This is a genomic window from Stenotrophomonas sp. SMYL8 (genome assembly GCF_036320065.1).
GTDB classification, from domain to species: Bacteria; Pseudomonadota; Gammaproteobacteria; order Xanthomonadales; family Xanthomonadaceae; genus Stenotrophomonas; species Stenotrophomonas maltophilia_A.
In genome coordinates, this window is the sequence record NZ_JAWIRR010000025.1 from 52,242 (window position 1) to 77,088 (window position 24,847).

21 protein-coding genes are annotated in these 24,847 nt (G+C 68.0%); 5 read left to right on the forward strand and 16 right to left on the reverse strand.

Going from position 1 to position 24,847, the window contains the following annotated elements; genetic code table 11:
• Nucleotides 1-182: 182 nt before the first annotated feature.
• The 7 genes from V3B25_RS17160 to nudE all read right to left on the reverse strand — a co-directional run bounded on the left by V3B25_RS17160 (nt 183) and on the right by nudE (nt 4,735).
• Nucleotides 183-617, reverse strand: a complete 435-nt coding sequence (locus tag V3B25_RS17160) for an NfeD family protein (RefSeq protein ID WP_329811047.1) — start codon at nt 615-617, stop codon at nt 183-185.
• A 1-nt stretch (nt 618) separates the two neighbouring features.
• On the reverse strand, nt 619-1,578 hold the full coding sequence (locus V3B25_RS17165; RefSeq protein WP_005410704.1) for an SPFH domain-containing protein: 960 nt from the start codon (nt 1,576-1,578) through the stop codon (nt 619-621).
• Nucleotides 1,579-1,644: 66 nt separating this feature from the next.
• A complete protein-coding gene (locus tag V3B25_RS17170) occupies nt 1,645-1,947 on the reverse strand; it encodes a DUF962 domain-containing protein (protein WP_049422150.1) in 303 nt (100 codons plus the stop codon).
• A gap of 245 nt (nt 1,948-2,192) precedes the next feature.
• Nucleotides 2,193-2,522, reverse strand: coding sequence for a YnfA family protein (locus V3B25_RS17175; RefSeq protein ID WP_032130110.1), 330 nt, complete (start codon nt 2,520-2,522; stop codon nt 2,193-2,195).
• Nucleotides 2,519-3,358, reverse strand: a complete 840-nt coding sequence (gene mazG / locus V3B25_RS17180; protein ID WP_329811048.1) for a nucleoside triphosphate pyrophosphohydrolase — start codon at nt 3,356-3,358, stop codon at nt 2,519-2,521. Before mazG ends, V3B25_RS17175 begins: the two co-directional genes overlap by 4 nt.
• Before the next feature lie 13 nt (nt 3,359-3,371).
• Nucleotides 3,372-4,175 (reverse strand): 3'(2'),5'-bisphosphate nucleotidase CysQ, encoded by an 804-nt coding sequence (cysQ, locus tag V3B25_RS17185; protein WP_006385123.1) that lies wholly within the window; start codon nt 4,173-4,175, stop codon nt 3,372-3,374.
• Nucleotides 4,172-4,735, reverse strand: coding sequence for an ADP compounds hydrolase NudE (gene nudE / locus V3B25_RS17190; protein WP_329811049.1), 564 nt, complete (start codon nt 4,733-4,735; stop codon nt 4,172-4,174). The genes cysQ and nudE overlap by 4 nt, the downstream gene beginning before the upstream one ends.
• Nucleotides 4,736-4,812: 77 nt before the next feature.
• Here nudE and bioA point away from each other — a divergent pair, with 77 nt between their 5' ends.
• Together bioA and V3B25_RS17200 are read left to right on the forward strand one after the other, a co-directional pair.
• Entirely contained in the window at nt 4,813-6,204 is a 1,392-nt protein-coding gene (gene bioA / locus V3B25_RS17195) for an adenosylmethionine--8-amino-7-oxononanoate transaminase (RefSeq protein ID WP_329811050.1), read from the forward strand.
• A complete protein-coding gene (locus tag V3B25_RS17200; protein WP_164081220.1) occupies nt 6,195-6,932 on the forward strand; it encodes a 16S rRNA (uracil(1498)-N(3))-methyltransferase in 738 nt (245 codons plus the stop codon). Before bioA ends, V3B25_RS17200 begins: the two co-directional genes overlap by 10 nt.
• 108 nt (nt 6,933-7,040) lie before the next feature.
• Here V3B25_RS17200 and V3B25_RS17205 read toward each other — a convergent pair whose 3' ends face one another.
• The 7 genes from V3B25_RS17205 to pilG all read right to left on the reverse strand — a co-directional run bounded on the left by V3B25_RS17205 (nt 7,041) and on the right by pilG (nt 19,012).
• Entirely contained in the window at nt 7,041-7,505 is a 465-nt protein-coding gene (locus V3B25_RS17205) for a chemotaxis protein CheW (protein ID WP_329811051.1), read from the reverse strand.
• A complete protein-coding gene (locus V3B25_RS17210) occupies nt 7,502-8,842 on the reverse strand; it encodes a chemotaxis protein CheB (protein WP_201117111.1) in 1,341 nt (446 codons plus the stop codon). Before V3B25_RS17210 ends, V3B25_RS17205 begins: the two co-directional genes overlap by 4 nt.
• Nucleotides 8,829-15,521: an Hpt domain-containing protein gene (locus V3B25_RS17215; RefSeq protein WP_329811052.1), complete on the reverse strand. Its 6,693-nt coding sequence runs from the start codon at nt 15,519-15,521 to the stop codon at nt 8,829-8,831. Before V3B25_RS17215 ends, V3B25_RS17210 begins: the two co-directional genes overlap by 14 nt.
• A 100-nt stretch (nt 15,522-15,621) precedes the next feature.
• Entirely contained in the window at nt 15,622-17,658 is a 2,037-nt protein-coding gene (locus V3B25_RS17220; RefSeq protein WP_032130100.1) for a methyl-accepting chemotaxis protein, read from the reverse strand.
• A gap of 41 nt (nt 17,659-17,699) precedes the next feature.
• On the reverse strand, nt 17,700-18,230 hold the full coding sequence (locus tag V3B25_RS17225; protein ID WP_049400398.1) for a chemotaxis protein CheW: 531 nt from the start codon (nt 18,228-18,230) through the stop codon (nt 17,700-17,702).
• Nucleotides 18,230-18,592 carry a response regulator gene (locus V3B25_RS17230; protein ID WP_005410717.1) on the reverse strand — a complete coding sequence of 121 codons (363 nt, stop codon included), beginning with the start codon at nt 18,590-18,592 and terminating at the stop codon, nt 18,230-18,232. Before V3B25_RS17230 ends, V3B25_RS17225 begins: the two co-directional genes overlap by 1 nt.
• A gap of 18 nt (nt 18,593-18,610) precedes the next feature.
• Nucleotides 18,611-19,012, reverse strand: a complete 402-nt coding sequence (gene pilG / locus V3B25_RS17235) for a twitching motility response regulator PilG (RefSeq protein ID WP_005418455.1) — start codon at nt 19,010-19,012, stop codon at nt 18,611-18,613.
• 239 nt (nt 19,013-19,251) lie between these two features.
• On the opposite strand from pilG, the gene gshB reads away from it, so the two are divergent.
• Together gshB and V3B25_RS17245 are read left to right on the forward strand one after the other, a co-directional pair.
• On the forward strand, nt 19,252-20,199 hold the full coding sequence (gene gshB / locus V3B25_RS17240) for a glutathione synthase (protein ID WP_201117115.1): 948 nt from the start codon (nt 19,252-19,254) through the stop codon (nt 20,197-20,199).
• Nucleotides 20,199-21,083 (forward strand): energy transducer TonB, encoded by an 885-nt coding sequence (locus V3B25_RS17245; protein ID WP_329811053.1) that lies wholly within the window; start codon nt 20,199-20,201, stop codon nt 21,081-21,083. Before gshB ends, V3B25_RS17245 begins: the two co-directional genes overlap by 1 nt.
• A 669-nt stretch (nt 21,084-21,752) precedes the next feature.
• On the opposite strand, the gene tsaB is transcribed toward V3B25_RS17245, so the two are convergent.
• A complete protein-coding gene (tsaB, locus tag V3B25_RS17250) occupies nt 21,753-22,466 on the reverse strand; it encodes a tRNA (adenosine(37)-N6)-threonylcarbamoyltransferase complex dimerization subunit type 1 TsaB (protein WP_329811054.1) in 714 nt (237 codons plus the stop codon).
• A gap of 9 nt (nt 22,467-22,475) precedes the next feature.
• Nucleotides 22,476-24,524, reverse strand: a complete 2,049-nt coding sequence (locus tag V3B25_RS17255) for an ATP-dependent DNA helicase (RefSeq protein WP_164081507.1) — start codon at nt 24,522-24,524, stop codon at nt 22,476-22,478.
• A 202-nt stretch (nt 24,525-24,726) separates the two neighbouring features.
• Here V3B25_RS17255 and V3B25_RS17260 point away from each other — a divergent pair.
• The coding region (locus V3B25_RS17260) for a transposase (RefSeq protein WP_329810563.1) at nt 24,727-24,847 on the forward strand (121 nt) is incomplete at its 3' end.

The window sequence follows — 24,847 nt, forward strand, 5'->3', positions numbered from 1 at the left end:
GTGAGGGCGCTTGGCTTGCGACGCACTGCTTCGCAAGCGACCGAACGCGCAGCCGCCAGCGGCTGGGCCGGACCGCGGAGCGGGGTCTACGGCGTGTCCCGCGAACCCAACCCGCCCGACCCAGACACATGAACCACCTTCCGCGACCACCCACGAGGGGCTCCGCCGTTGGCTGGGAACCCCTAGGCCACCGCTTCGACCAGCAGCGTGCTGCCCTGCACCGCCACCACCCGCACCCACGTACCCGCAGGCAGCTCCGGACCGCTCACCTGCCAGGACGCATCGTCAATGCTGACCCGTCCCTGGCCATCGACGATGCCCTGCTGCAGTACCACCTCCCGGCCGACCAGCTGCTCGGCACGGCGGTTGAGCAACGGCGCATCGCTGGGCCGTGCCCGCGGCCTCCCCCAGCGCCGGTAGCACTGGATCGAGACCACACTCAGCAGGACGAAGGCGATCACCTGCCACAACAGTGGAATGTCGCTGAACACCGCAACCAGTACGAACACTGCCGCCGCGCCAATGCCGATCCACAGCATGAACGCACCCGGCGCCAGCGCTTCGGCAGCGAACAGCAGCAGCGCCAGCGCGCCCCAACCGACGACTTCCCAGCGCATGTCAGCCTCCGAGCGGCGGCGGCCGCTTGCCGGCGGCCTTGTTGTCCTGGCTGGCCAGCGCCTGCTTCGCCAGTTCGGCCACGCCCGCGATCGAACCGATCACGCCACTGGCCTCCATCGGCATCAGCACCAGCTTCTGGTTCGGCGAACTGGCCAGCTCCTTGAACGCTTCCACGTACTTCTGCGCGACAAAATAGTTGATCGCCTGCACGTCACCCTCGGCAATCGCCGCCGACACCACCTTGGTCGCCATCGCTTCGGCCTCGGCCAGGCGCTCGCGCGCCTCGGCATCGCGGAACGCGGCTTCGCGGCGGCCTTCGGCCTCCAGCACGGTGGCCTGCTTCTCGCCATCGGCGCGCAGGATCTCCGACTGCCGTGAACCCTCTGCCTCGAGGATCTGCGCGCGCTTCTCGCGCTCGGCCTTCATCTGCCGCGCCATCGCATCCAGCAGATCGCGCGGCGGCTGGATGTCGCGGATCTCGATGCGGTTGACCTTCACTCCCCAGGGATTGGTGGCATGGTCGACCACGCTCAGCAGCTGGGCATTGATCACCTCGCGCTGGCTGAGCGATTCATCCAGATCCATCGAACCGATCACCGTACGGATGTTGGTCTGCACCAGGGCGATCATCGCCACTTCCAGGTTGGCCACCTCATAGGCGGCCTTGGCGGCATCCAGTACCTGGAAGAACACCACGCCGTCCACGCGCACGGCGGCGTTGTCCTTGGTGATCACTTCCTGGCTGGGCACGTCCAGCACCTGCTCCATCATGTTCACCTTGCGCCCCACCCCGTACACGATCGGGATCAGGAAATGCAGGCCGGGGGTCATGGTGTGCGTGTAGCGCCCGAAGCGCTCGACGGTCCACTCGTAGCCCTGGGGCACCATCCGTACTGCCTTGAACAGGATCACCACGGCCACGAAGGCCAGTACCACGGTAAAGAACATGGTCGGGAACATCTTGCTTTCCTTATCTATGACGTCCAGGCCCCAGCATAGCGCGTGAAGGCCACATTCACAGCGGAGCTACCAGGGCACGCGCCCGCGCAGGATGTCGGCGAACATCACCCAGTCGCCCATGAACGAGTACAGCGGGTGCTGGAAGGTGGCCGGGCGGTTCTTCTCGAAGAAGAAATGGCCGACCCAGGCGAAGCTGTAACCGCAGAACAGGGCGGCCAGCAACAGCACCGGCTGCCCGCGCAGGATCGCTGCAACGACCAGCAGCAGCACGCCGCAGCTGCCGACGAAGTGCAGCCGGCGCGATACCGGGTGGCGGTGCTCGCTGAGATAGAACGGATAGAACTCGCGGAAGCTGGCGAAGCGGGACATGTGCGTGTTCCGGGGGCCGTGGTCACCGCCATCATGCGCCTTCCCGGGAGGGAAAGCGGCCTGGACGGCGTGGCCGATTCTGACAAGGCAGTGCATGATCCGGTGGCGCTGCCTTTGTAGCGTCGAGCCATGCTCGACTGGCCCTCCCAGTTGCAGTCGAGCATGGCTCGACTCTACATAAGAGCGGAAGCCGTCGAGCATGGCGCGACGCTACAAAAGCCGAAGCGGCCGAACATGGCTCGACGCTACACCGGGGGCGTGCGCGGCCCGAACATGATCACCGCCATGCCGGCCAGGCACAGGGCTGCGCCGAACAGGTCCCAGCGGCTGGGGCGGATGCCATCGACCAGCCACAGCCAGAACAGCGCGGTGCCGATGTAGACACCACCGTAGGCCGCATAGACCCGGCCACTGGCGGTCGGGTGCAGGGTCAGCAGCCAGGCGAACAGGGCCAGGCTGGCCGCCGCCGGCAGCAGCAGCCACACGCTGCCGCCCTTGCGCAGCCACAACCACGGCAGGTAGCAGCCGACAATTTCGGCCAGCGCGGTCAGCAGGAACAGCGCGAGCGTCTTCACGCCTTCTCCGCCGCCTTGGCGTGCTGCCACAGTGCTTCCTGCGCATCCAGGTCCATCGACGCCAGCGCTCCACCCTGGGCGTCAGCCTGCGCTTCCATCGCACGGAAGCGGCGTTCGAACTTGTGGTTGGCCCCGCGCAGCGCCGCACCCAGATCGATATCGGCGTGGCGCGCCAGGTTGGCGCAGACGAACAGCAGGTCGCCCAGCTCTTCCTGCAGGCGCGCCTTGTTGCCGGCAATGTCGCCGCGCTCGAACTCCTCGCGCAGCTCCTGCAGTTCCTCCGCCGCCTTGTCCAGCACCGGCAACGGGCCCGGCCAGTCGAAACCGACCTTGGCCGCGCGCGACTGCAGCTTCACCGCTCGCTGCCATTCGGGCAGGCCACGCGAGATGCCGGCCAATGCGGAGGTGTCCCGCTCGCCCTTGGCGGCACGCTCGGCACGCTTGATCGCATCCCAGTTACGCGTCACCCCGTCGGCGTCATCGACGCTGACATCGGCGAACACGTGCGGGTGGCGGCGCTGCATCTTGTCGCTGATCGCGCGCGCGACCTCGGCGAAGGCGAAGGCGCCCTGCTCTTCGGCCATGCGCGCATGGAACACCACCTGCAGCAGCAGGTCGCCCAGCTCATCGCAGAGATCATCGAGGTCGCCACGGTCGATCGCATCGGCCACCTCGTAGGCTTCCTCGATGGTGTACGGCGCGATGGTCGCGAAGTTCTGTTCCAGGTCCCAGGGGCAGCCGCCCTGCGGATCGCGCAGGCGCGCCATGATCGCCAGCAGGCGTTCCAGTTCGTTGCTGGCTGCACTGCCGGCGATGGGGGTGTCATGCGCGCTCATGCGGCCTCCAGGGTCAGTCGGACAACCAGTCGCGCCAGGGCAGGCTGGTATCACCAAGGGCAATGAAATCGCCGTTCAACAAGGTCTCGCGGCGGTTGTAGCGGAACGGCTTGCCGGTCGCTGCCGACAGTACCGCACCGCCGGCGGCGTGCAGTACGCACTGGCCGGCGGCGGTATCCCATTCGGAGGTCGGGCCCAGACGAGGATAGACATCCAGGCCACCTTCGGCGATCCGGCAGAATTTCAGCGACGAGCCCTGCGCGATGGTCTCGATGCGGCCCATGCGCGCCAGCAGCGCCTCGGTTTCCGGTGAGCGGTGCGAGCGGCTGGCGGCAACCCGCAGCGGTGCGGTGGCCGGCGTGCGGGTGCGCAGCACGGTGTCGTGCAGGCCCTGGCGACGGTATGCCAGCTCACCACGCATGGCATGCCAGACGATGCCGGTGACCGGCGCCAGCACCACGCCGAAGGCCGGCGCGCCCTGGTAGATCAATGCGATGTTGACGCTGAACTCGCCGTTGCGCTTGATGAACTCGCGGGTGCCGTCCAGAGGGTCGACCAGCCAGTAGGCGCCCCAATGACGGCGTTGCTCCCACGTGACCTGGGCCGACTCCTCGGACAGGATCGGCAGATCCGGGGTCAGCTGCTGCAGGCCCTGCTCGATGACCTGGTTGGCGGCCAGGTCGGCGGCGGTGACCGGGCTGTTGTCGTCCTTGAGCTGCACGTCGAAGCCATCGGCATAGACCTGCATGATGGCCTGTCCGGCTTCCTGGGCAATGGCGATGGCGGTCTCGCGCAGGTCCGTGGTCAGTTTGATCATCGCAATCCCTGCAGCCACTGGCGGGCGATGAACAGCGCCGCCAGCGAGCGTCCCTCGGAGAAGTCCTCGCGCAGCATCAGCTGGTCCAACTCGGCCAGCTTCCACGGGACGACTTCCAGCTCTTCCGGCTCGTCGCCGGCCAGCTTTTCCGGGTACAGGTCGCGCGCCACCACCAGCCACGACTGGTGGCTCATGTAGGTCGGGGCCAGGGTCATCGCGCGCAGCACATCCACCCGGCGCGCGCCGTAACCGGCCTCTTCCTTCAGTTCGCGGTCGGAGGCCTGCTCGGGGGTCTCGCCGGCATCGATCCGGCCCTTGACCAGGCCCAGTTCGTAGCGGTGCATGCCGGCGGCGTATTCACGTACCAGCAGCACGGTTTCGTCGTCGAGCATCGGCACCACCACCACCGCGCCATGCCCCCGGCTGACCAGCCGCTCGAAGCGGCGGCGTTCGCCGTTGGAGAACTCCAGGTCCAGGTGCTGGCGCTGGAAGGGACCGTTCTCCTCATCGGTGATCCGATGGATGATCGGCAAGCGACGGCCGGCACGGTCATCGTTCATGCGGAATCTCCGCGGCGGCCGGCGCCTGCGCCGGGGCCGATAGAATGTGCAGGCAGCAACATGTTCATGAGCCCGAAATGCTAGCAGACCCAACCCCCTCCCCGCTGGTCGAGCACTGGCGGCAACGCGACCTCAAGGTGCTGTGGCACCCGTGCACGCAGATGCGCGAGCATCCGCACACCCTGCCACTGGTCCCGATCGCACGCGGCCAGGGCGCCTGGTTGTTCGACCACGACGGCAACCGCTACCTGGACGCGGTCAGCAGCTGGTGGACCAACCTGTTCGGCCATGCCGAGCCGCGCATCGGCGGTGCCATCGCCGCCCAGGCCACGCAGCTGGAACAGGTGATGCTGGCCGGCTTCGGTCATGAGCCAGCCATCACCCTGGCCGAACGCCTGCTGGTGCTTGCCCCGCGTCAGCCCGGCCGCGAGCCGCTGGCCAAGGTGTTCTACGCCGACAACGGTTCAGCTGGCGTGGAAGTGGCGCTGAAGATGGCATTCCAGTACTTCCAGAACCGCGGAGAGCCGCGCCGCACGCGCTTCATCGCGCTGGAGAACGGCTACCACGGCGAGACCCTGGGCGCGCTCGCGCTGGGCGACATCCCCCTGTACCGCCGTGTCTATGCACCGCTGCTGGCCGAAGGCCTGTTCGCGCCCTCGCCCGACGCTTACCTGGCCGAGCCGGGCCAGAGTGCGGCAGATCGCGCGCGGCAGGCCGCGGATGGACTGGCCACGCTGTTCGACCAGCACCCGGGCGAGATCTGCGCGGTGATCCTGGAACCGCGCCTGCAGTGCGCCGGCGGCATGCGCATGCATGACCCGGTGTACCTGCAGCGGGTTCGCGAACTGTGTGATGCGCACGGTGCATTCATGATCGCCGACGAGATCGCCACCGGTTTCGGCCGCACCGGTACCCTGTTCGCCTGCGAGCAGGCCGGGGTGATGCCGGACCTGATGTGCCTCTCGAAAGGCCTGACCGGCGGCTTCCTGCCGCTTGCCGCGGTACTGGCCACGCAGGCCCTGTACGACGCGTTCCTCGACGACTCGCGCGAGCGCGCCTTCCTGCATTCGCACAGCTACACCGGCAACCCGCTGGCCTGCGCGGCCGCGCTGGCGACGCTGGACATCTTCCGCGACGACGATGTGATCGCGCGCAACCGCGGCATCGCCTCGGTGATGGGCACGCTGGCCGCACCGTTCAGCGACCATCCGCACGTGGCCGACGTGCGCCAGGCCGGCATGGTGGTGGCGTTCGAGCTGTCGCGCGATGGCAACAAGCGCACACCGTTCGACCCGGCCATGCGGCTGGGCCTGCACGCCTACAAGGCCGCGCTGAAGCGCGGTGTGGTACTGCGTCCGCTGGGCGACGTGCTGTACTGGATGCCACCCTACTGCGTGGATGACGAACAACTGGAGCTGCTGGCACATACCACGCTGGCGGCGATTGACGAGGCGATTGCATGCGCGTGACCCGCTGCCCCATCGACCTGGCGCTGCACAGCGGCCAGACCGTGACCCTGCCGGAAGAGACCGCCAACCACCTGGTACGGGTGATGCGCCTGCGCGAGGGCGATACCTGTGTGCTGTTCAACGGCGACGGCCATGACTACAGCGCCACGCTGACCGTGGCCGGCAAGCGCGAAGTGCAGGTGCGCATCGACGCCGTGCAGGCCATCGACACCGAATCGCCGCTGGCGATCACCCTGCTGCAGGGCATCGCCCGCGGCGAGAAGATGGACCTGATCCTGCAGAAAGCCACCGAACTGGGCGTGGCGGCGATCATTCCGGTCAACGCCGAGCGCACCGAGGTGAAGCTGGATGCAGCACGGGCGGAGAAGCGCGTGGCGCACTGGAACAATGTGGTGACCTCTGCCTGCGGCCAGTCCGGGCGCGCGCGCATTCCGCACGTGGGATCCCCGCTGTCGCTGGCGCAGGCGGCAGCGGCGCTGCCGCCCGATACGCTGCGGCTGACCCTGGACCCGCTGGGCACACATCGCTTGTCGACGCTGGCGGCCGCTCCGGCAGGCGGCATCGTGATCGCGATCGGCCCGGAAGGTGGCTGGTCGCCGCGCGACCGGGATCAGTTGGCGGCGGCAGGATTCCAGGGCCTGCAGCTGGGCCCGCGCATCCTGCGCACGGAAACGGCCGGCCTGGCCGCGATTGCAGCACTGCAGGCGCGGTTGGGGGATCTGGGGTAAGGCCCGATTCCTGGTAGTGCCGGCCGCTGGCCGGCAACCGCATGATTCCGTGGATGCCGGCCAGCGGCCGGCCCTACCACGCATTCAAAATTCCCCGCGGGTGTCCGCTCAGGGCGCCCGCGAATCCAGGGCGGCTTCCAGCGCGTCCAGGTTCGGCAGCAGCGCGCTCTGCTCGCCCAGCAGCACACGCATGTGCACGATGTCCGGCAGGGTTTCTTCCGAGGCGTCAGCCAGCAGGCCGTCGCGCGGCACCGAAATCAGCTGCGGGAAGTTCTGCGTCAGCAGGGCGTAGTACGGGCGTTGCGCGTTGCCGCTGAGGGCCTTCAGCACCACCACCTTGTTGTGGCCGCCCACGGCTTCTTCGCCCAGTCCCGAAAGACGTGCGAACGACACCAGCGGCACCTGCCAGCCATGCCAGCCGATCTTGCCGACCAGCCAGCGCGGCGCATCGGAGACCGGCTGCACTGGCACGCGCGACATCATTTCGGCCACGGTGGCATTGGGCAGCAGCACGCGCGCGTTGCCGGCCTGGATCAGGACGCCACGGATTTCGTCATTGCTGGCATAGCTCATGGTGCTTCTCCGTTGTCGTCCTGCTCACCCCAGCGCCCGGCAATCGCCTGCGCCAGTTCCTGCGGTTCACCGGCCACCATGCCGGCAGCAACCACCGCTGTGGCCGCAGCCGGGTCGTAGCAGCCCTCGCCCACCTGCCCGGCCACCCATGCACCGGCGGCGGCCAGATCCAGCGCCGGACCAACATGCGCAAGGTCAGCGCCGCTGAGCAGGACCAGCGCGGTGTGGTCAGCTGGCAGCGCGGCAATCGCAATGCCCTGCGCGTCGCTGACGAAATGCAGGCCGTCACTGGCTGCCTGCACGCCGATGTCATCGGCCAGCACGTGCACTTCACCCGGAGTTGCACGCTGGCCGGCTTCAGCCAGCTGCACCGGCAACGGCGACACGCGTGCCATCTGCTTGACCAGGTTGCCGTAGCGCCCGCCATCCAGGCGCATGTGCACCAGGACGGGCACGCTCAGCGAAGGCGGCAGCGCGCCGAGCAGGCGACGCAGCGCATCCGGGCCACCGATGCCGGCCAGCACCAGCAGCGATCCGGCGCGTGCGCCCACGGGCGCTGCGGCATCCAGATCGACCAGGCTCAGATGACCGGTATCGAAGGAAGGCAGCGGAGCCTCCACGGCAGCGTGGTGCGGAGCGGTTGCCGAGGCATCGGCCTCGTCCTCGACCAGCGACCAGGCGGTGTGGTCGAAGGAGACCGGCGGTAGCGGCGGTGCTGCGGACGCGGTCTCTGCCAGCGACGGCAGTGCGGGGGCCTCCAGCCGCTCAGGCACCACCGGCTGCAAGGCCGCCAGCGCCTGTTCCAGCGCGATCGGTTCGTGCAGCTGTGCAGGCGGCGAGTACAGAGTGTCAGCGGGGACCTCGTCGGCCCAGCTCAATGCCTGCTCCAGGTGCGGCTGCAGCGCTTCTTCCTGCGGCGCCGGTGGCGGTGCCGGGTGGCCCGGCTCCAACTGCAGGCTGGGTTCTTCTTCGGCCCCCGGCGGCAACACCTGCTGGTGGCCATGCAGCTTGGCGGACAGATGACGGCCCCAGCGCTGAGCCTCCCAGCCATCACGACGTGCAGCCAGTTCGGCCTCGTCGAAGACCAGGGTCAGGCCCGGTGCGGACAGCACCGCTTCCAGGCGCTCCAAGGCGTCCTCGATGGCGGCTTCCAGCGCGATCACCACGAACTGTGGGCGCGCCTCCTGCAGGACCCGCGTCTCCAGCGTGTTGGGATCATCTTCCAGCACCAGCTGCACATCGGCGTGCGACAACGCCTCACGCAGGCGCTCACGCGCCGCGCCGGGACGGGCCAGCAGGGCCACGGCCGGAGCCGCTTGGGTTTCACTCACGGACACGGGCGATCCCCAGCAGGTCGTACACGTTACGCATCAGGTCCAGTTCCTGGTACGGCTTGCCCAGGTAACGCTGGACACCGATCTCGAAGGCGCGCTGGCGGTGCTTGTCACCGCTGCGCGAAGTGATCATCACGATCGGCACGTCCCTGTAGCGCGGGTCGGCACGCATCGCGGTGGCGAGCTCGTAGCCATCCATGCGCGGCATCTCGATATCCAGCAGCATCAGGTCCGGCACGCGCTCTTCCAGCCGCTCCAGCGCCTCCACGCCGTCGCGGGCGACGCTGACCTCGAAGTTGTGGCGTTCGAGGATGCGGCCGGTGACCTTGCGCATGGTCAGCGAGTCGTCGACCACCATCACCAGCGGCACCTGGCGCTCCTGGCGCGGTGCGTTGGCCAGCACAGGCAGCGTCGGGTTGGCGAGGAAGCGGCGCACCAGCGGCGCCACGTCCAGGATCACCACCACGCGGCCATCGCCGGTGATGGTGGCACCGTAGATGCCCGGCACCGACGCGATCTGCAGGCCGACCGGCTTGACCACGATTTCGCGGTTGCCCAGCACCTGGTCGATCGCCACGGCGGCACGCAGATCACCGGCACGGACCAGCAGCAGCGGCACCTGGTCCTGGCCATCGGCACGCGCCGGGGCCTGCCCGACCAGGCTGCCGAGGTCGTACAGCGGATAGTCTTCGCCGCTGTAACGGTAGCTGCTGTCGGCGGCTTCGAAACGCTCGCGCGACAGGCGGCCGATACCACTGACCGAGGCCACCGGCACCGCGAAGGTGGTTTCGCCGATCTGCACGAACACCGCCTGGGTGACGGCAAGCGTCTGCGGCAGGCGCAGGGTGAAGCGTACGCCCTGGCCCCGCACCGACTGGATGTCGACCGAGCCACCGAGCTGGCGCACTTCGTTGCGCACCACGTCCATGCCCACGCCACGACCGGCCAGCTGGCTGACCTGGTCGGCGGTGGTGAAGCCGGACGCGAAGATCAGGTTGTCCAGCTCCTGCTCGTTCGGCTGCGCATCGGCGGCCAGCAGGCCACGGTCGATGGCGCGGCGGCGGATCGCCTCGCGGTCCAGGCCAGCACCGTCATCGGCCACTTCCAGCACGATTTCCGAACCTTCGCGGTGCAGGCGGATGGCGATCTCGCCCTCCTCCGGCTTGCCGGCGGCGCGGCGCTGTTCCGGCGCTTCCAGGCCATGGGCTACGGAGTTGCGCAGCATGTGTTCCAGCGGCGCGACCATGCGGTCGAGGACGTTGCGGTCCAGTTCGCCGTGGGTTCCTTCCAGGGTCAGGTGGACCTGCTTGCCGGTATCCATGCCGGACTGGCGGACCACGCGGCGCAGGCGCGGCACCAGGCCATCGAACGGCACCATGCGCGCGCGCATCAGGCCATCCTGCAGCTCGGAGCTGACGCGCGACTGCTGCTGCAGCAGCGAATCGTACTGGCGTGACAGATCATCGAGCACGCCCTGCAGGCCGCCAAGGTCAGCCGCCGATTCGTTCAGCGCACGGCTGAGCTGCTGCAGGGTGGAGAAGCGGTCCAGCTCCAGCGGATCGAACTTCTGGTCGGCCTGGTCCTGCTCGCGCTGGTAGCGGGCGACGATCTGCGCCTCGGTTTCCAGGTCGAGTCGCCGCAGCTGGTCGCGCAGTCGCGCATTGGTGCGCTCCAGTTCGCCCATGGCACCACGGAAGGCACCCAGCTGCTGTTCAAGCCGCGAGCGGTAGATTGCCACTTCACCGGCATGGTTGACCAGGCGGTCGAGCAGGTCGGCACGCACGCGCACCTGCTCCTGCTGCGGACGCGCCAGCGGATCTTCATCGACCACGCCCTCGGCCGGAAGCGGAGCCGACAGCGGCGCTTCGATCGGGGCCGCCAGTGGGCCCGCGGCCTGTGCGGGCACGGTCTCGATCTCGCTGGCCGCACGCGCGGCCGCAGCGGCTGCGGCGATATCGATGGTGGTGCGGACCTCGAAGGCTTCGACCAGATCCTGCGCCGGCTCCACCACGCGGTGCGCGCCGGTGCGGGTGAGCAGCTGGTGCAGGCGGTCAAAGCCACGCTCCAGCAGCTGCACGTCGCGACGTTCGATCTCGGTACGGCCAGCGGCCACCGCCTCCAGCAGCGATTCGATGCTGTGGCCAAGGTCGCCGATGGCATTGATGCCAGCCATGCGTGCGCCACCCTTCAGAGTGTGCAGATCACGCTGCAGGCCGGCCAGCACCTCGCGGTCCTGCGGTGCATCGCGCAGTTCGCTGATCAGGCCATCGCAGTGGTCGAGCAGGTCCTTGCCTTCCTCGACAAAGATATCGACCAGCTCACGGTCGTACACGCTGAAGTCGAGTGCATCGGCGCCGTCTTCGGCATCCGCCGCAACAGGTGCCTGCTCGTGGTGCGGCGCACGCGGCACGATGTCGGTCGCTGCAACCTGTGCATCGGTATCGACCGTGCCCTGGCCCGGTGCGTCTTCCATTTCGAAGAAGCGCACCGCAGCAGTGCCGCCCTGCGGCGCCTCTGCGGTGATCTCCTCAATCACCGTCGCCGGGGACGGCTGATCGGCGCTCTCTCCTTCACCGACCGCCGCCTCCCCGCCGACGTCCGCATCCTCGGCAAAGGCATCTGCCTCACCCGGCGCGAGTTCGCTGGCCTGGAGGCCGATCACGGGCCATTGCCCGTCGTCGTCCAGGGTCTGCTCCTCCTCGATCACGTGCAGGCCGGCCTCGAGCGCAGCTGCCAGCGTGACCGGTTCTGCAAAACCCGGCACAGCCATTTCATCCTGCAGGCTCGACAGCTCGCTGTCGAGTGGCAGTGCAGCAGCGTCGTCAATGACGTTGTCATCGTCACTGTCCGAATCAAACGGCAACGGCGTATTCAGGTCGATCGCGTCAACTTCCGCAGACACTGGCAACTCTTCCGCGTCGCGGTCATCCACCGGCAGCGCACTGGCGTCGAGGTACGGCGACAGATCGTCCGCCATGGTTAGGTCAGCGTCGTCGACCGTCGCGATCGCCGGCACGGCATCTGATTCGTCCTGGGCAACATCAGGCGCACTTTCAATCGGCTGGATCGATTCAATCGCGCCGGTGTCCGCCGCGGCAGGTTCACCTTCGCCCGGCACCGACGGCCAGCCGGCGTCGAAGTAACGCGAAAGATCGTCGCTGGCGGTCAGCTCGCCCACGTCCAGGCCGCTGTCGGCTGCGACGTCCAGCGCCTCCAGTCCGGTTGCGGCTGGAACCGGTTCCAGCGCATCTTCGGCATGCGACTGCGGCTCGGCAATGAAATCGGTCGCCGCATCGAAAGCGGACGGCATGCTGGTTTCGTCCAGCGTGTCCAGCCCGGCCAGCGGCGCTTCGGCCGCGGATGCCTGCTCGGCATCAGGCGCCAGCTCGACGCCCTCTTCGTCCTCGTCTTCCAGCGCGAACAGCGGCCAGCGCGCTTCCGGCAGCTCGCCGGCCAATGCCTGCAGCCGCTGCACCAGCGCGCCCTGCGGAACAATCCGCGGCTGTTCGGCCTGCAGCGCTTCCATGGTCGCGGTGATCGCCTGCGCGGTCGCATCCAGTGCGGCTACGCCCTCGTCGCCAGGCACCACGTCGGCGGCCAGTGCACGCTTGATGTAGGACTCGGCACCGCCGGTGACCGCCGTGATTTCCGGCACTTCGGTCATCGCGAAGGCGCCGTTCATGGTGTGCACCGCACGCAGCAGTGCGTCGCTGACCGGCTGCGGTGCCTGCTGCGCCGAACGCAGCCATTCCTGCAGGGTCGCCTGGTGGACTTCGACCTCGGCCTCGAGGATCTCGCGCAGTACGCTGTCGATGTTGGCCGGGGTACCGGCGTCTTCCGCCACCGCCGTGGCATCGGCCTGCGCCGACGCAGCGGCCTCGGCTTCCAGCAGGCGGCTGATTTCGTCTTCGCCTTCGGACTCGGCCAGTGTCGCTGCCGGTGCGGCCGCAGCCGGCAACGGCACGTAGAAGGTCTCCTCGCCGGCACCGACCCGATCGGCAATGGCCTGCATCGCCTGCAGGTCCACGCTGATGCGCTGGCCATGGCGCAGCGCGGCGTTCAGCTGCGGCAGCGCGGCATGGGCGTTGTCGACCATCGCCAGCACCGCCGGAGTCGCCGGGCGACTGCCATCGAGCACGCGATTGAGCATGCCTTCGATCTTCCAGGCGAACTCGCCCAGGGTGCGTGCACCCACCAGGCGGCCACTGCCCTTGAGGGTGTGGAAGATGCGGCGGATCGGCCGCAGCCGGTCCATGTTGTCCAGCTGCATGCGCCATGCCGGCAGCAGCGTGCCCAGGTTGGCCAGCTCGTCGTCGAACTCTTCCAGGAACACCTCGCGGATGTCCTCGTCGATGTTCTCGGCATCGTCGTCGAAGCCGGCCTCGAAGCCGGTCTCGGTGCCGGCCACGACCGGGATGTCCGCAGCGGGTGGAGCCGCCATGGCCTGCGGATTGAAATCGGCCGCCGCGGCGCTCAGCTCGGCGAAGAACTGCGCGTCGGCTTCGCTGAAGTCGATGGGCGCGATGGTGTCGATATCAATCACCGACACCGCCGGTGCCGGTGCATCGGAGACCGGCGTCAGCACCTCGGCCATCGGCGCGGGCACGTCCTCCTGCACATCCGCCGGAACCGCGTCCGCTTCGGCAACCACAGGGCTTTCGTCCACCCGCACGGATGCAGCGGGATCGACGATCTCCAGCGCCGGGTGCAATCCGGCGTCGTCGTCCAGCGACAGCGTCTCCATCGCGTGCAGCGACAGCACGTCGTCGGCATTGTCCAGCGCATCGGCGTCGAAACGGAACACCACGTCGTCACCGGCGGCGACCACATCGTGCTCGGCAGCCACCGGGTCGAACACGGGCGCGGCAACGTCAGCGGTGTCGAAGGGCACCGACGCGTCGACGTCGTCCTCGACATCCATCACAGCCACATCGGCCAATGCCGGCGGTGTTGCCTCCGACAGTGTCCACTGCGGCGCCGGTTCCACGCTGGTTTCGGTCCGTTCGAAACTGACCGGGTCGAAGCTGGCGAAGGTCGGACTGCGCTCGTCTTCGGCACTCGCGGTCGGCTCGGAATCCGGATGGAACGGTGCGAGATCCCATTGCGGTACCTCGGGCGCAGGTGCGCTGGAGGCGGCGAAGACCAGCGGTGCATCCGCGTCGTCATGCAGCGACAGCGGTGTGGAGGCGACACTCCCCAGCGCCCCGAACATCAGGCGGTTGTCCACCACCTCCGGTGCAGGCGTGGCCGGTGGCGGATCGAAGGTGAAGTCCGGCAGCGGCACCGGCACCGTGCCGGCGGCAGGCGCGGCCGGCTGCACCGGAATCTCGATGTGCTCCGGCTGCAGCGGCTCGGCCTGCAGCGTGACCGGCTCGCGCTCGATCAGCAGCGACGCAAACGCAATCGGCGCGGCTGCAACAGGTTCCGCCGCGTTGCGCTCCGGCAACGGCCAATAGCGCAGCGCTTCAAGGCTGCTGCGGGTGATGTCGAGGATGTCCTCGCGCCCCGGCCGACGGTCGCGCAGGGCTTCGAGGTAATACTCCAGGCTGGCCATGGCGTCGGCCAGGGTGTCCAGCTGGCGGCCACTGGGCACGCGCTGGCGACCGATCAGCTCGGCTTCGATGTACTGCTGCACACCGCGCAGGTAATCGGCAGCCGTGCCCAGATCCAGCATGCGCAGCGCGCCGGAAACATCTCCCAGCAGGCGCGGCACGTCCTGCAGCTCGGCATGGTTCCAGCTGGTTTCAATGAAAGCGACAAAATGCTCGCGGGCGGCGGCGAAGTTGGCGATGGCCTCATGTGCCAGCACCTCCACCGTGCGCCGGTTCTCGACCGCGCTCGGATCATCTTCGCCACTGCCGCCGGCGCCCAGATGGGCGACCTGGTCGTCCAGCGACGCGTCCACGTAGAGCAATGCGCCGGCGATATCCAGCAGCAGGTTCTCGTCGATCTGCTGGCGGCCTTCGACCACGCCACGCAGCGCATCGCGCTGCTGCACGACCACGCCGCGGGCAACGCCCAGGCCCATCATGCCCAGCGTATCGGCCACGGCGCCAAGTTCGTTGGCCTGGGTCTGCAGCTGTTCGGGCGCACCGCCAGTACGCAGGTGCAGGTCCAGCGCATCCTTGATGCGCAGCAGTTCTTCCTTCACCGCGCTGCCCACGGTATCCAGCAGCTCGCGGTTGCGCCCGCTCAGGCTGCCCCGGGCATGGTCCAGCTCGGCCTCGGTGGCGCTGACGCTGTCCGGCGCGAACGCCAGCAGCACGCTGTCATGCACGCCCTCTTCGCCACGCGCGGCACGGATTTCGTTGAGCAGCGGCATCAGCACGATCGGAATGTCGCGGTGGCCGTTCTGCAGGCGCTCCAGGTAATCGGGCAGCAGCACGCTGCCGCGCATCAGGGTCGCGCAGGCTTCATCCCGATCAGCCACGCTACCGGCGCCGATGGCATTGGCCAGCTGTTCCAGCTCCTCGGCCACCATCGCCGGGGCGTACAGCTCGACCATGCGCAGGGTGCCCTGCACCTGGTGCAGGTAGCCGGCGCAGATGCGCATGCGGCTGGCATCGGCCGGGTCTTCCGCGTAGTACTCGACCTCGTTGCGCACCTGGCGCAGGGTCTCGTCCAGCTCGGGCTTGACCCAGCCCAGCGCTGCGTGGCTCATCGCATCGCGCAGACTGCTCATGGACGCGCTCCGTTCGCCGCCGCGCGGAAGCCGCGCGAGTTCTGGCGTGGGGAATGGAAATGCTTCATCGACTGGTTCCTTGCTCGCCGCCCTGCCCGCGTCACGCCGGCAGCTTGAAGTCGGCGACCGAACGACGCAGGTCGGCCGCCAGCTGCGCGAGGTGGCCGATCGATTCGGCGGTCTGCCCGGCACCCTGCGAGGTCTGGCCGGTGATCTGCCGGATCACGCCCATGGTGCGGGTGATGTCCGAGGCCGCAGCCGACTGCTGCTGGGCGGCGATGGAGATGTTCTTGATGAGGGTGTTCAGGGCGTTGGAGACGCGCTCGATTTCGGTCAGCGCGGTGCCGGCGTCCTCGGCCAGGCGTGCACCGGACACCACTTCGGCGGTGGTCTGTTCCATCGAGGTGACCGCTTCGTTGGTATCGGCCTGGATCGCCTGCACCAGGTTCTCGATGCGTCGGGTTGCGCCCGAGGTGCGTTCTGCCAGGCGCTGCACTTCGTCGGCCACGACCGCGAAACCGCGGCCCGCTTCACCGGCCGAAGCCGCCTGCACCGCTGCGTTCAATGCCAGGATGTTGGTCTGCTCGGAAATGTCGTTGATCAGTTCCACGATCGAGCCGATTTCCTGCGACGACTCGCCCAGGCGCTTGATGCGCTTGGAGGTTTCCTGGATCTGGTCACGGATCTGGTCCATGCCCTGGATGGTCTCGCGCACCACGCCGGCACCTTCGGCGGCGATCACCACCGAGCGCTGTGCCACGTCGGCCGACTCGGCCGAGTTGCGCGACACCTGTTCGATGCTCGCCGCGATTTCACCGATGCGGTCCGAGGCCGAGGTGATCTGGTTGGCCTGGTGGCCCGCCGCCTCTGCCAGCTGCATGGCGGTGGCCTGGGTTTCCTGGGTGGACAGCGCGACCTTGGCCGAGGTGTCGTTGATGGTGGTCACCAGGTGGCGCAGCTCGTCCACCGCGTAGTTGATCGCGTCGGCGATGGCGCCGGTCATGTCCTCGGTCACCGAGGCCTTCACGGTCAGGTCGCCCTCACCCAGCGAGGAGATTTCGTCCAGCAACCGCATGATCGCCTGCTGGTTGCGGCTGTTGAATTCCACCTGTGTCTGGTAGCGCAGTTCCTGCTCGCGCGAGCGGCTGCGCACGTTGGTGGAGACGAAGCCGATGATCGCGATCAGCGACAGCGCACCGGAGACCACGCCGATCCAGAAGTTCGGGAACAGGCGGGTATCGGACACCGAGCCGAACGAGGAGAACGCCTCGAACAGCTTGCGGCTGTCGTCCAGCATGTGCGCCGAACCCTGGCCCAGCGCGGTGGCGGCAGACTGGGCGGCGAACAGCTGGCGCGAGCTGGCCAGGATCGCATCGGCGTCCTGCTTCATTGCCTCCCACTTCTGCTGCGACTGCTCCAGCGCGGCCACGGCGGCGGCACCGCGCACGGCGGTGATGCCCAGTTCCTCGTTTCCGTTGCGCAGGCCGTCGAGCACCTGCGAGAACACGGTAATGTCGCGTGCCAGTGCATCGCCCGAGGTGGCAGCGGCGCTGCCACCGGCACGCATTTCGGTCACGCGGCGGGCCATCGAACCGGCCACCACGACCTGCTGCAGTGCGCTGTACACCTGCGACGACGGCGCGCCCGAGGCGGACATCGCGCGCACCAGCTCGTTCAGCTGGGCCTGCAGGCCCGGCACCGCGCCGGTGAAGTTGTTGGCATTGCCGGCCAGCGCCAGCACGGCCGGTTCACTGGCAACCAGCTGCCCGGCCTGCTTGCCCAGCGGCGCCCAGGTCTCGGCCAGGGTGGCGATCGCACCGGACACGCCCGGTTCCTTGCCGTAGCGCCCCTGCAGGGTCGACACGTTCTGTTCGATCGCGTTGCGGGTGGCCTTGAAGGCGGTGAACGCCTGCGCGTTGCCGCCCACCGCATCACGGCCCTGATTGGCCAGCTGCTGTGACAGCACCTGCAGGTCGGCCGCCTTGGAGCCGGCATCGGCCAGGCGACTGCCCTGCCAGGTGGCGACGCCGGTGTTGACGCCGAACAGGATCATCGATGCCAGCAGCAGGAACAACCAGAGGTTGCTGCCGCCCAGCCGCAGCTTGCCGGTCTTGGTGGCGTCCGAAGCAGTACTCATCGTTCAACCTCGATCTTCAATGCAGGGGGCGATGCCCGGCCTCAGGCCGCGGCTTGCCGGAATTCAGGGGTACGCGACAGCAGCGAGAGCGAGAACACGCCCCAGTCGTGGCCGTCGGCGTGGAAGGCGCGATCGACGAAGTGGCCGTAACGTCCTTCGGCCAGCGTGCCGGCCGCGATCTGCTGGTCCAGTTCGAAGCTGCGCTGGCCGAACAGTTCATCGATGGTCAGCGCGACGTCGCCACCCGACTGGCGCATGATCAGCACGCGCTGGCCTTCCTGCTGCACGGTGCGCGTGCCTTCCAGGAAGTACTTCAGGTCGACCACCGGGAACAGGTTGCCGCGCAGGTTGCCCACGCCCAGCAGCCACGGCTGCGCGCACGGCACCGGGGTCACCGGCGGCATCGGCACGATTTCCACCACTTCGCGGAAATCGGATACCAGCCGGCGCTGGCCGACGCGGTAGCCCACGCCACGCCAGAGGTCCTGGGCGAACTGCCGCTCGGGCAGCTGCACCGCATGGGCCAGGCTGCGCCGTTCATAGGCTTCGAGGATGTCGAAGGGCGAGCGCATCAGGCCACCAGTTCGTTGATCCGCGCGATCAGTTCATCCTCGCGCGGCGGCTTGACGATGTAATCGGCTGCGCCCTGGCGCAGGCCCCATGCCTTGTCGGTTTCCATCGCCTTGGTGCTGACGATGATCACCGGGATGTGCTTGATCGCTGCGTCACGGGCCATCGCGCGGGTGGCCTGGAAGCCGCTCATGCCGGGCAGGACCACGTCCATCAGCACCAGCTGCGGCACCTGGTCGCGGACCAGCTGCAGTCCATCCTCGGCGTTGTCCGCTTCCAGCACCTCATGGCCGGCACGGCGCAGCCACTGGGTGAACACCGCGCGGTCGGTCGGTGAATCCTCGATCAGAACGATACGAGCCATTGTGCCTTTCCCCCCTGGTCAGGCGTTGACGTATGTGCGGATGGCACCCAGCAGTTCTTCACGCGTGAAAGGCTTCGTCAGGTACTGCTCCGAGCCGACGATGCGTCCCCGCGCCTTGTCGAACAGGCCATCCTTGGACGACAGCATGATGACCGGGGTCGCCTTGAACAGCTGGTTGCCCTTGATCAGCGCACAGGTCTGGTACCCGTCCAGGCGCGGCATCATGATGTCGACGAAGATGATCTGCGGTTGCTGGTCTGCGATCTTCGCAAGTGCTTCGAAGCCGTCGGTGGCGGTGACCACCTCGCAGCCTTCGCGCTTGAGCAGCGTTTCCGCAGTCCTGCGGATGGTCTTCGAATCATCGATGACCATCACCCGGAGTCCTGCGAGTTCCCCGCCCGCAGTCGTGTTTTCAGTCATTGCCTATCCCCAAGCGCACGGCCCGATCTCTGGCGGGGGCCGCTACGAAAGCGTATCTATATCGCACTTTCCGCGCCCGCTTCAAGGCCGCCCCATGGCGTGGGGCATCGCCCCCTCCTGAACGTGACGGGTTTCGCAATGCGTGCGCGGCGCCGGGCGGACGCAGCGTTGCAGTACGGCGGGGAGGCGCGCGACCGGCGTTGCCGCTACCATCAACGCCTTGCCAGACAGGTGCGCCCATGCCGTTGAACGTCATCGTGGTGATGGACCCCATCGCCCACATCAAGATCGCCAAGGACACCACCTTCGCCATGTTGCTGGAAGCCCAGCGCCGCGGCCATGCCCTGCGCTACGTGCGCCCGGGCGGGTTGGCCCTGGAAGGTGGCGTGGCGGTGGCCCAGACCGCACCGCTGCAGGTGCGCGACGACCCGGCCGGCTGGTATGAGCTGGGTGCGTTCAGCCGTACCGAGTTCGGTCCCGGCCAGATCGTGCTGATGCGCAAGGACCCGCCGGTCGACGCCGAGTACATCTACGACACCCAGGTGCTGGATGTGGCCGCCGCTGCCGGTGCCTGCGTGGTCAACAACCCGCAGGGCCTGCGCGACTACAACGAGAAGCTGGCCGCCCTGCTGTTCCCGCAGTGCTGCCCGCCGACCCTGGTCAGCCGCGATGCCAAGGCGCTGAAGGCCTTTGCCCTGGAACACGGCCAGGCGGTTCTGAAGCCGCTGGATGGCATGGGCGGCCGCTCGATCTTCCGCAGCGGCAAGGGCGATCCGAACCTGAATGTGATCCTGGAAACCCTGACCGACGGCGGCCACAGGATGGCGCTGGCACAGAAGTTCATCCCCGACATCACCGCCGGCGACAAGCGCATCCTGCTGGTCGATGGCGAACCCGTCGACTACTGCCTGGCGCGCATCCCGCAGGGTGATGAATTCCGCGGCAATCTCGCCGCCGGTGGCCGCGGCGAAGGCCGCCCGCTGAGCGAGCGCGACCGCTGGATCGCCGCCCAGGTCGGGCCGGAGATGAAGCGTCGCGGCATGCGCTTCGTCGGCCTGGACGTGATCGGTGATTACCTGACCGAGGTCAACGTGACCAGCCCGACCTGCGTGCGCGAACTGGACGCACAGTACGGCCTGAACATTGCCGGCACCCTGTTCGACGCACTCGAGGCCGGCCTGCGCTGATGCCGCCCGCACCTGCCGTACTGCCCCCGCCGCAGCGCGAAGCGCAACGGCTGGGGGCGACCATCGCGTTGTCGGTACTGGTCCACGCCCTGCTGATCCTGGGCGTGGGCTTCGCCGTGAAGGGCGATGCACCGCTGGTGCCGACGCTGGAAGTGATCTTCAGCCAGACCCGCACCGCATTGACGCCGAAGCAGGCCGATTTCCTGGCCGCGGCCAACCAGGAAGGCGGTGGCGAGCACGACCGCGCGCAGCGTCCGCGCGACAACCAGGCCGGCATCGTGCCGCAGGCGCAATCCGGAATCAGCCCGGTGCCACAGCAGCAGCAATCGGCCGCACCGGTTCCGCCGCCGCAGGCGCGGGTGGTCAGCAGCCGCAATGGCGAAGAAGTGGTCGCGCAGGCGCAGTCCCGGCCCACGCCGGATCAGCCCGAACCGGACGCACCGCTGAGCGCGCGCGAGCAGCGCGATGTGGAAATGGCCCGCCTGGCCGCTGAAGTCCATCTGCGCTCGGCGCAGTACGCCAAGCGCCCAAACCGCAAGTTCGTGTCGGCCAGCACGCGCGAATATGCCTATGCCAACTACCTGCGTGCCTGGGTCGATCGCGCCGAGCGCGTCGGCAACCTGAACTACCCGGACGAGGCCCGGCAGCGCCGCCTGGGTGGCCAGGTGGTGATCAGCGTGGGTGTGCGCCGCGATGGCAGCGTGGAAAGCAGCCGGATCCTGCGTTCGAGCGGGACGCCGTTGCTGGATGAGGCGGCTCTGCGGGTGGTGAAGCTGGCGCAGCCGTTCCCGCCGTTGCCGAAGACCGAGGATGAGATCGATATCCTGCAGGTCACCCGCACGTGGGTGTTCCTGCCGGGCGGCACCCTGCACGACGACCGATAGGGTTTTGTTGCCCGGGCCTGCGGCCCGGGACCCGCTGAACGTCAACGTCAACGTCAACGTCAACGTCAAAGGCGGCGGTTGGACTGTGGATTTGGTGTGGCGGGGTGGCTGGGCAGGACACGCCGTAAACCCATCCTTGGGGGCTCGATGGCGCCTTGCTCGTGCGCGCTGTCCTGCGCACACGGCAAGACCGGGGTTGGGCATCCTTCCCAACCCGCCCGAGGCATGCCTCGGGCCCATGGCGCCAACGGTCCTGCCCAGCCACCCCGCCCCACCTCTGACAGATCCCGGCGCATCGCGTCCCGCTCCGCTGTTGGTAGGTGTCGACCTTGGTCGACACACACCCACGCTACGCGTGGATGCGAGCGAAGCGATCCGCTTTTGACTTTGATTTTCTTTTGATTTTCCGTGGCGGACGCACACGGAAACTGTCAGAGGTCGGGCGGGGTGGGTTCGCGGGGGTATCCGCGCCATGGATGGCGCGGCTAAGCCCCCAGGGGTGAGGGCGCTTTGCTTGCGAAGCACGGCTTCGCAAGCGCCCGAACGCACAGCCGCCAGCGGCTGGGCCGGACCGCGGAGCGGGGTTCACGGCGCCCCCCCGCGAACCCACCCCGCCCGGTCAAGCGCGGCTTTTGATTTACGCAATCAACCAACCCCGCCACGAGGGGCTCAGCCGTTGGCTTTCGCCTTCGCTTCGCGCGCCGCCTGCTGCTCGACCAGGGTCAGCGCCACGTTGTCGCGCAGGTACGCCGGCTCGACCCTCTCCGGTGCAATGGCTTCGCCGCGAGCGAACGCCGGCACCGCCAGTGCCAGTACGTCCGACGCGCGCGGCAATGCGGTGGCATCGAATCCGCGCAGGCCAGCCCCAAGTTGCGCCAGCAGTGCGCCCTCGGCAGCACCGAAACCGGTACCCACACCATAGGCGGACAGCCCTTCCGGCAGCGCCACCGCGGCAGGCGCGCACACGCGTTCGGCGTCGCGCGCCACCGGCAGGCCGTCCACACGCTCGAAGCGCGCGACATACAGCTCGCCCATCCGCGCATCGATCGCCGACAGGATCTGCATTTCTTCCGCCGGTGCCTGCAGCGCCAGCACCTGCAGCGTCGAGACCGGCAACAGCGGCCGGTCCAGCGCCAGTGCGATGCCCTGGGCAATGGCGATCGCCAGGCGCACACCGGTGAACGCACCGGGGCCACGGCTGAGCGCAATGCCGTCCAGCTGGCGGCGGCTGATACCGGCTTCGGCCAGCAGCGCCTCGGCCCACGGCAGGCTCAGTTCGGCGTGCCGGCGCGGGGCAATCTCGAAGCGTTCCAGCACCTGCCCATCGACATGCAGGGCAACGGAACAGGCTTCGGTGGCGGTTTCAAAGGCGAGCAGTTTCATCGGATCGGGTCAGAACAGGGGGAACGTGGCACCGGGCGCCGGCTCAGGGCCGGTCGCAACAGCGACTGGGGCAGCCGCATCATCGGACACGGGCGCCCATTGTGGCGTAAAGAAGGCCTGCACATCGGCCAGGCTGCGAGTACGCCGGAACGGCGGCAGCGAATCGAGGAAGACCCGGCCATAGCCCCGGTTGAGCAGGCGCGGGTCGCACAGTACCAGCACGCCACGGTCGCTCTCGCTGCGGATCAGGCGGCCGACACCCTGCTTCAATGCGATCACCGCCTGCGGCAACTGCTCGTCGCGGAACGGATTGCCGCCCTGGCTGCGGATCGCCTCCAGCCGCGCCTCGTACACCGGATCGTCCGGCGCCGCGAACGGCAGCTTGTCGATCATCACCACGCTCAGCGCTTCGCCGACCACATCCACGCCCTCGCGGAAACTGGCCGAGCCGAGCAGCACGCCATTGCCTGATTCACGGAAGCGCTGCAGCAGCGTCGCGCGCGGTGCCTCGCCCTGCACGAACAACGGCCACGGCCCGTCGCGCAATGCCTCGGCGGCCTCACGCAATGCACGGTGCGAGGCGAACAACAGGAACGCCCTGCCCTGCGAGGCCTGCAACACCGGCCGCAAGGTCTGGATCAGCGCGGTGCCAAACCCGCGCGCCGCCGGATCGGGCAGGCCTTCGGGCAGGTAGCACAGCGCCTGCTCGGGCCAATTGAACGGGCTTGGCTGCACCAGCGTGTGCGGATCGTCCAGGCCCAGGCGGGTGGCGATGTGATCGAAACCACCGCCCACGGTCAGCGTTGCCGAAGTGAAGATCCACGCGGCACGGCTGCGCTCGCGATGCTCACGCAGCGGACCGGACACATCCATCGGCGTGCGCTGGCAACGGAAACCACGTGGCGTGAGCTCGTACCAGAGCACATCAGCCGCGCTGGCTGTGTCCGCCGGATCGGTATCGAAGTCGAGAGTGGGCTCGTCATCGCCCAACCAGCGGCTGAGCCGCGAGACCGCCTCACGCGCCCGCGCATGACAGGCATCCAGACCCGCCGCCGCTTCGCGCAGCGGCTGCAATGCCTGCTCCAGGGTCACCAACCCTGCCATCACCGTATCGAAGCCGTCGCGCACCTGTGGCATCGCCAGCGCGCGCCATTGCGTGCCACGCGGCGGCAGTCCCTCCATCGCCGAACGCAGCGCCAGCAGCGCCTGCTGCAACTGGTCGACCGGTTCCTGCAGCGCCGACTGCGCGCCGCCCACACCGCGTGCTTCAGCCAGGCAATCGCGCCCGAGCTCCTGCCACGGGCGCATGCCAAAACCCTCGCCGAAGAACTGCGCGGCCAGTTCGGGCAACTGGTGCGCCTCGTCGATGACGAAGGCCTGGGCGCCCGGCAGCAGTTCACCGAAGCCATCCTGCTTCAGGGCCAGATCGGCCAGCAGCAGGTGATGATTGACCACCACCACATCGGCAGCCTGTGCACGCTGCCGCGCACGCACCACGAAGCAGTCATCCCAGAACGGGCAATCGGTGCCCAGGCAGTTGTCGACGGTGGAGGTGACCATCGGCAGCAATGGGGAGTCGTCGGCCAGCCCGTCGAGCTCGGCGATGTCACCGAACTCCGAGCGACCGGACCATGCCAGGATGCGCTGGAACTGCGCCGCCTGTTCGGGGCTGGAAAAACGCGGCTCGCCGCGCGCCTGCTGCAGGCGATAGCGGCACAGGTAGTTCGCACGCCCTTTCAGCAGCGCACTGCGCAGGCCGACCCCGAGGGCCTGGCGCACCCGTGGCAGATCGCGGTGGTAGAGCTGGTCCTGCAGCGCGCGGGTGCCTGTGGAGATGATGGTGCGCAACCCGGACAGCAGCACCGGCACCAGATAGGCAAACGTCTTGCCGGTGCCGGTACCGGCCTCGGCCAGCAGCAGATCACGCTGCTGCAGCGCATCGGCGATGGCTTCGGTCAGGTGCAGCTGTGCCGGACGCGGGACGAATGCATCCAGGTGCGAGGCGAGCGCGCCGCCGTCGCTGAGGGCTTCGCGGCTGGCATGGACAAGGTCGGACATCAGAGGGAAAGGATACCCGGCCGGGCGCTGCCCGGCACCCGTTTCAAGCCAGAGCCAGAGCACCAGCAACGGCAACGGCGTTGTTAACGGCTCTGGGTTGTACTGAGGGCTGGCGGGGGACTGTGGGTTTGCGGGGACGCCGTAAACCCGTCCTTGAAGTGACCCCCGGGAGTTGGACGCTAGATCCAACCCCGAGGGATACATGAACAAATACGACGCGCGTTTCAAACTGCAGGTCGCCAAAGAGGCCTGCAAGACCTCCACATCGGTCAAAGCCATTGCCCGTCGCCACGGCCTGGAGTTCTCCACGGTCAGGCGCTGGG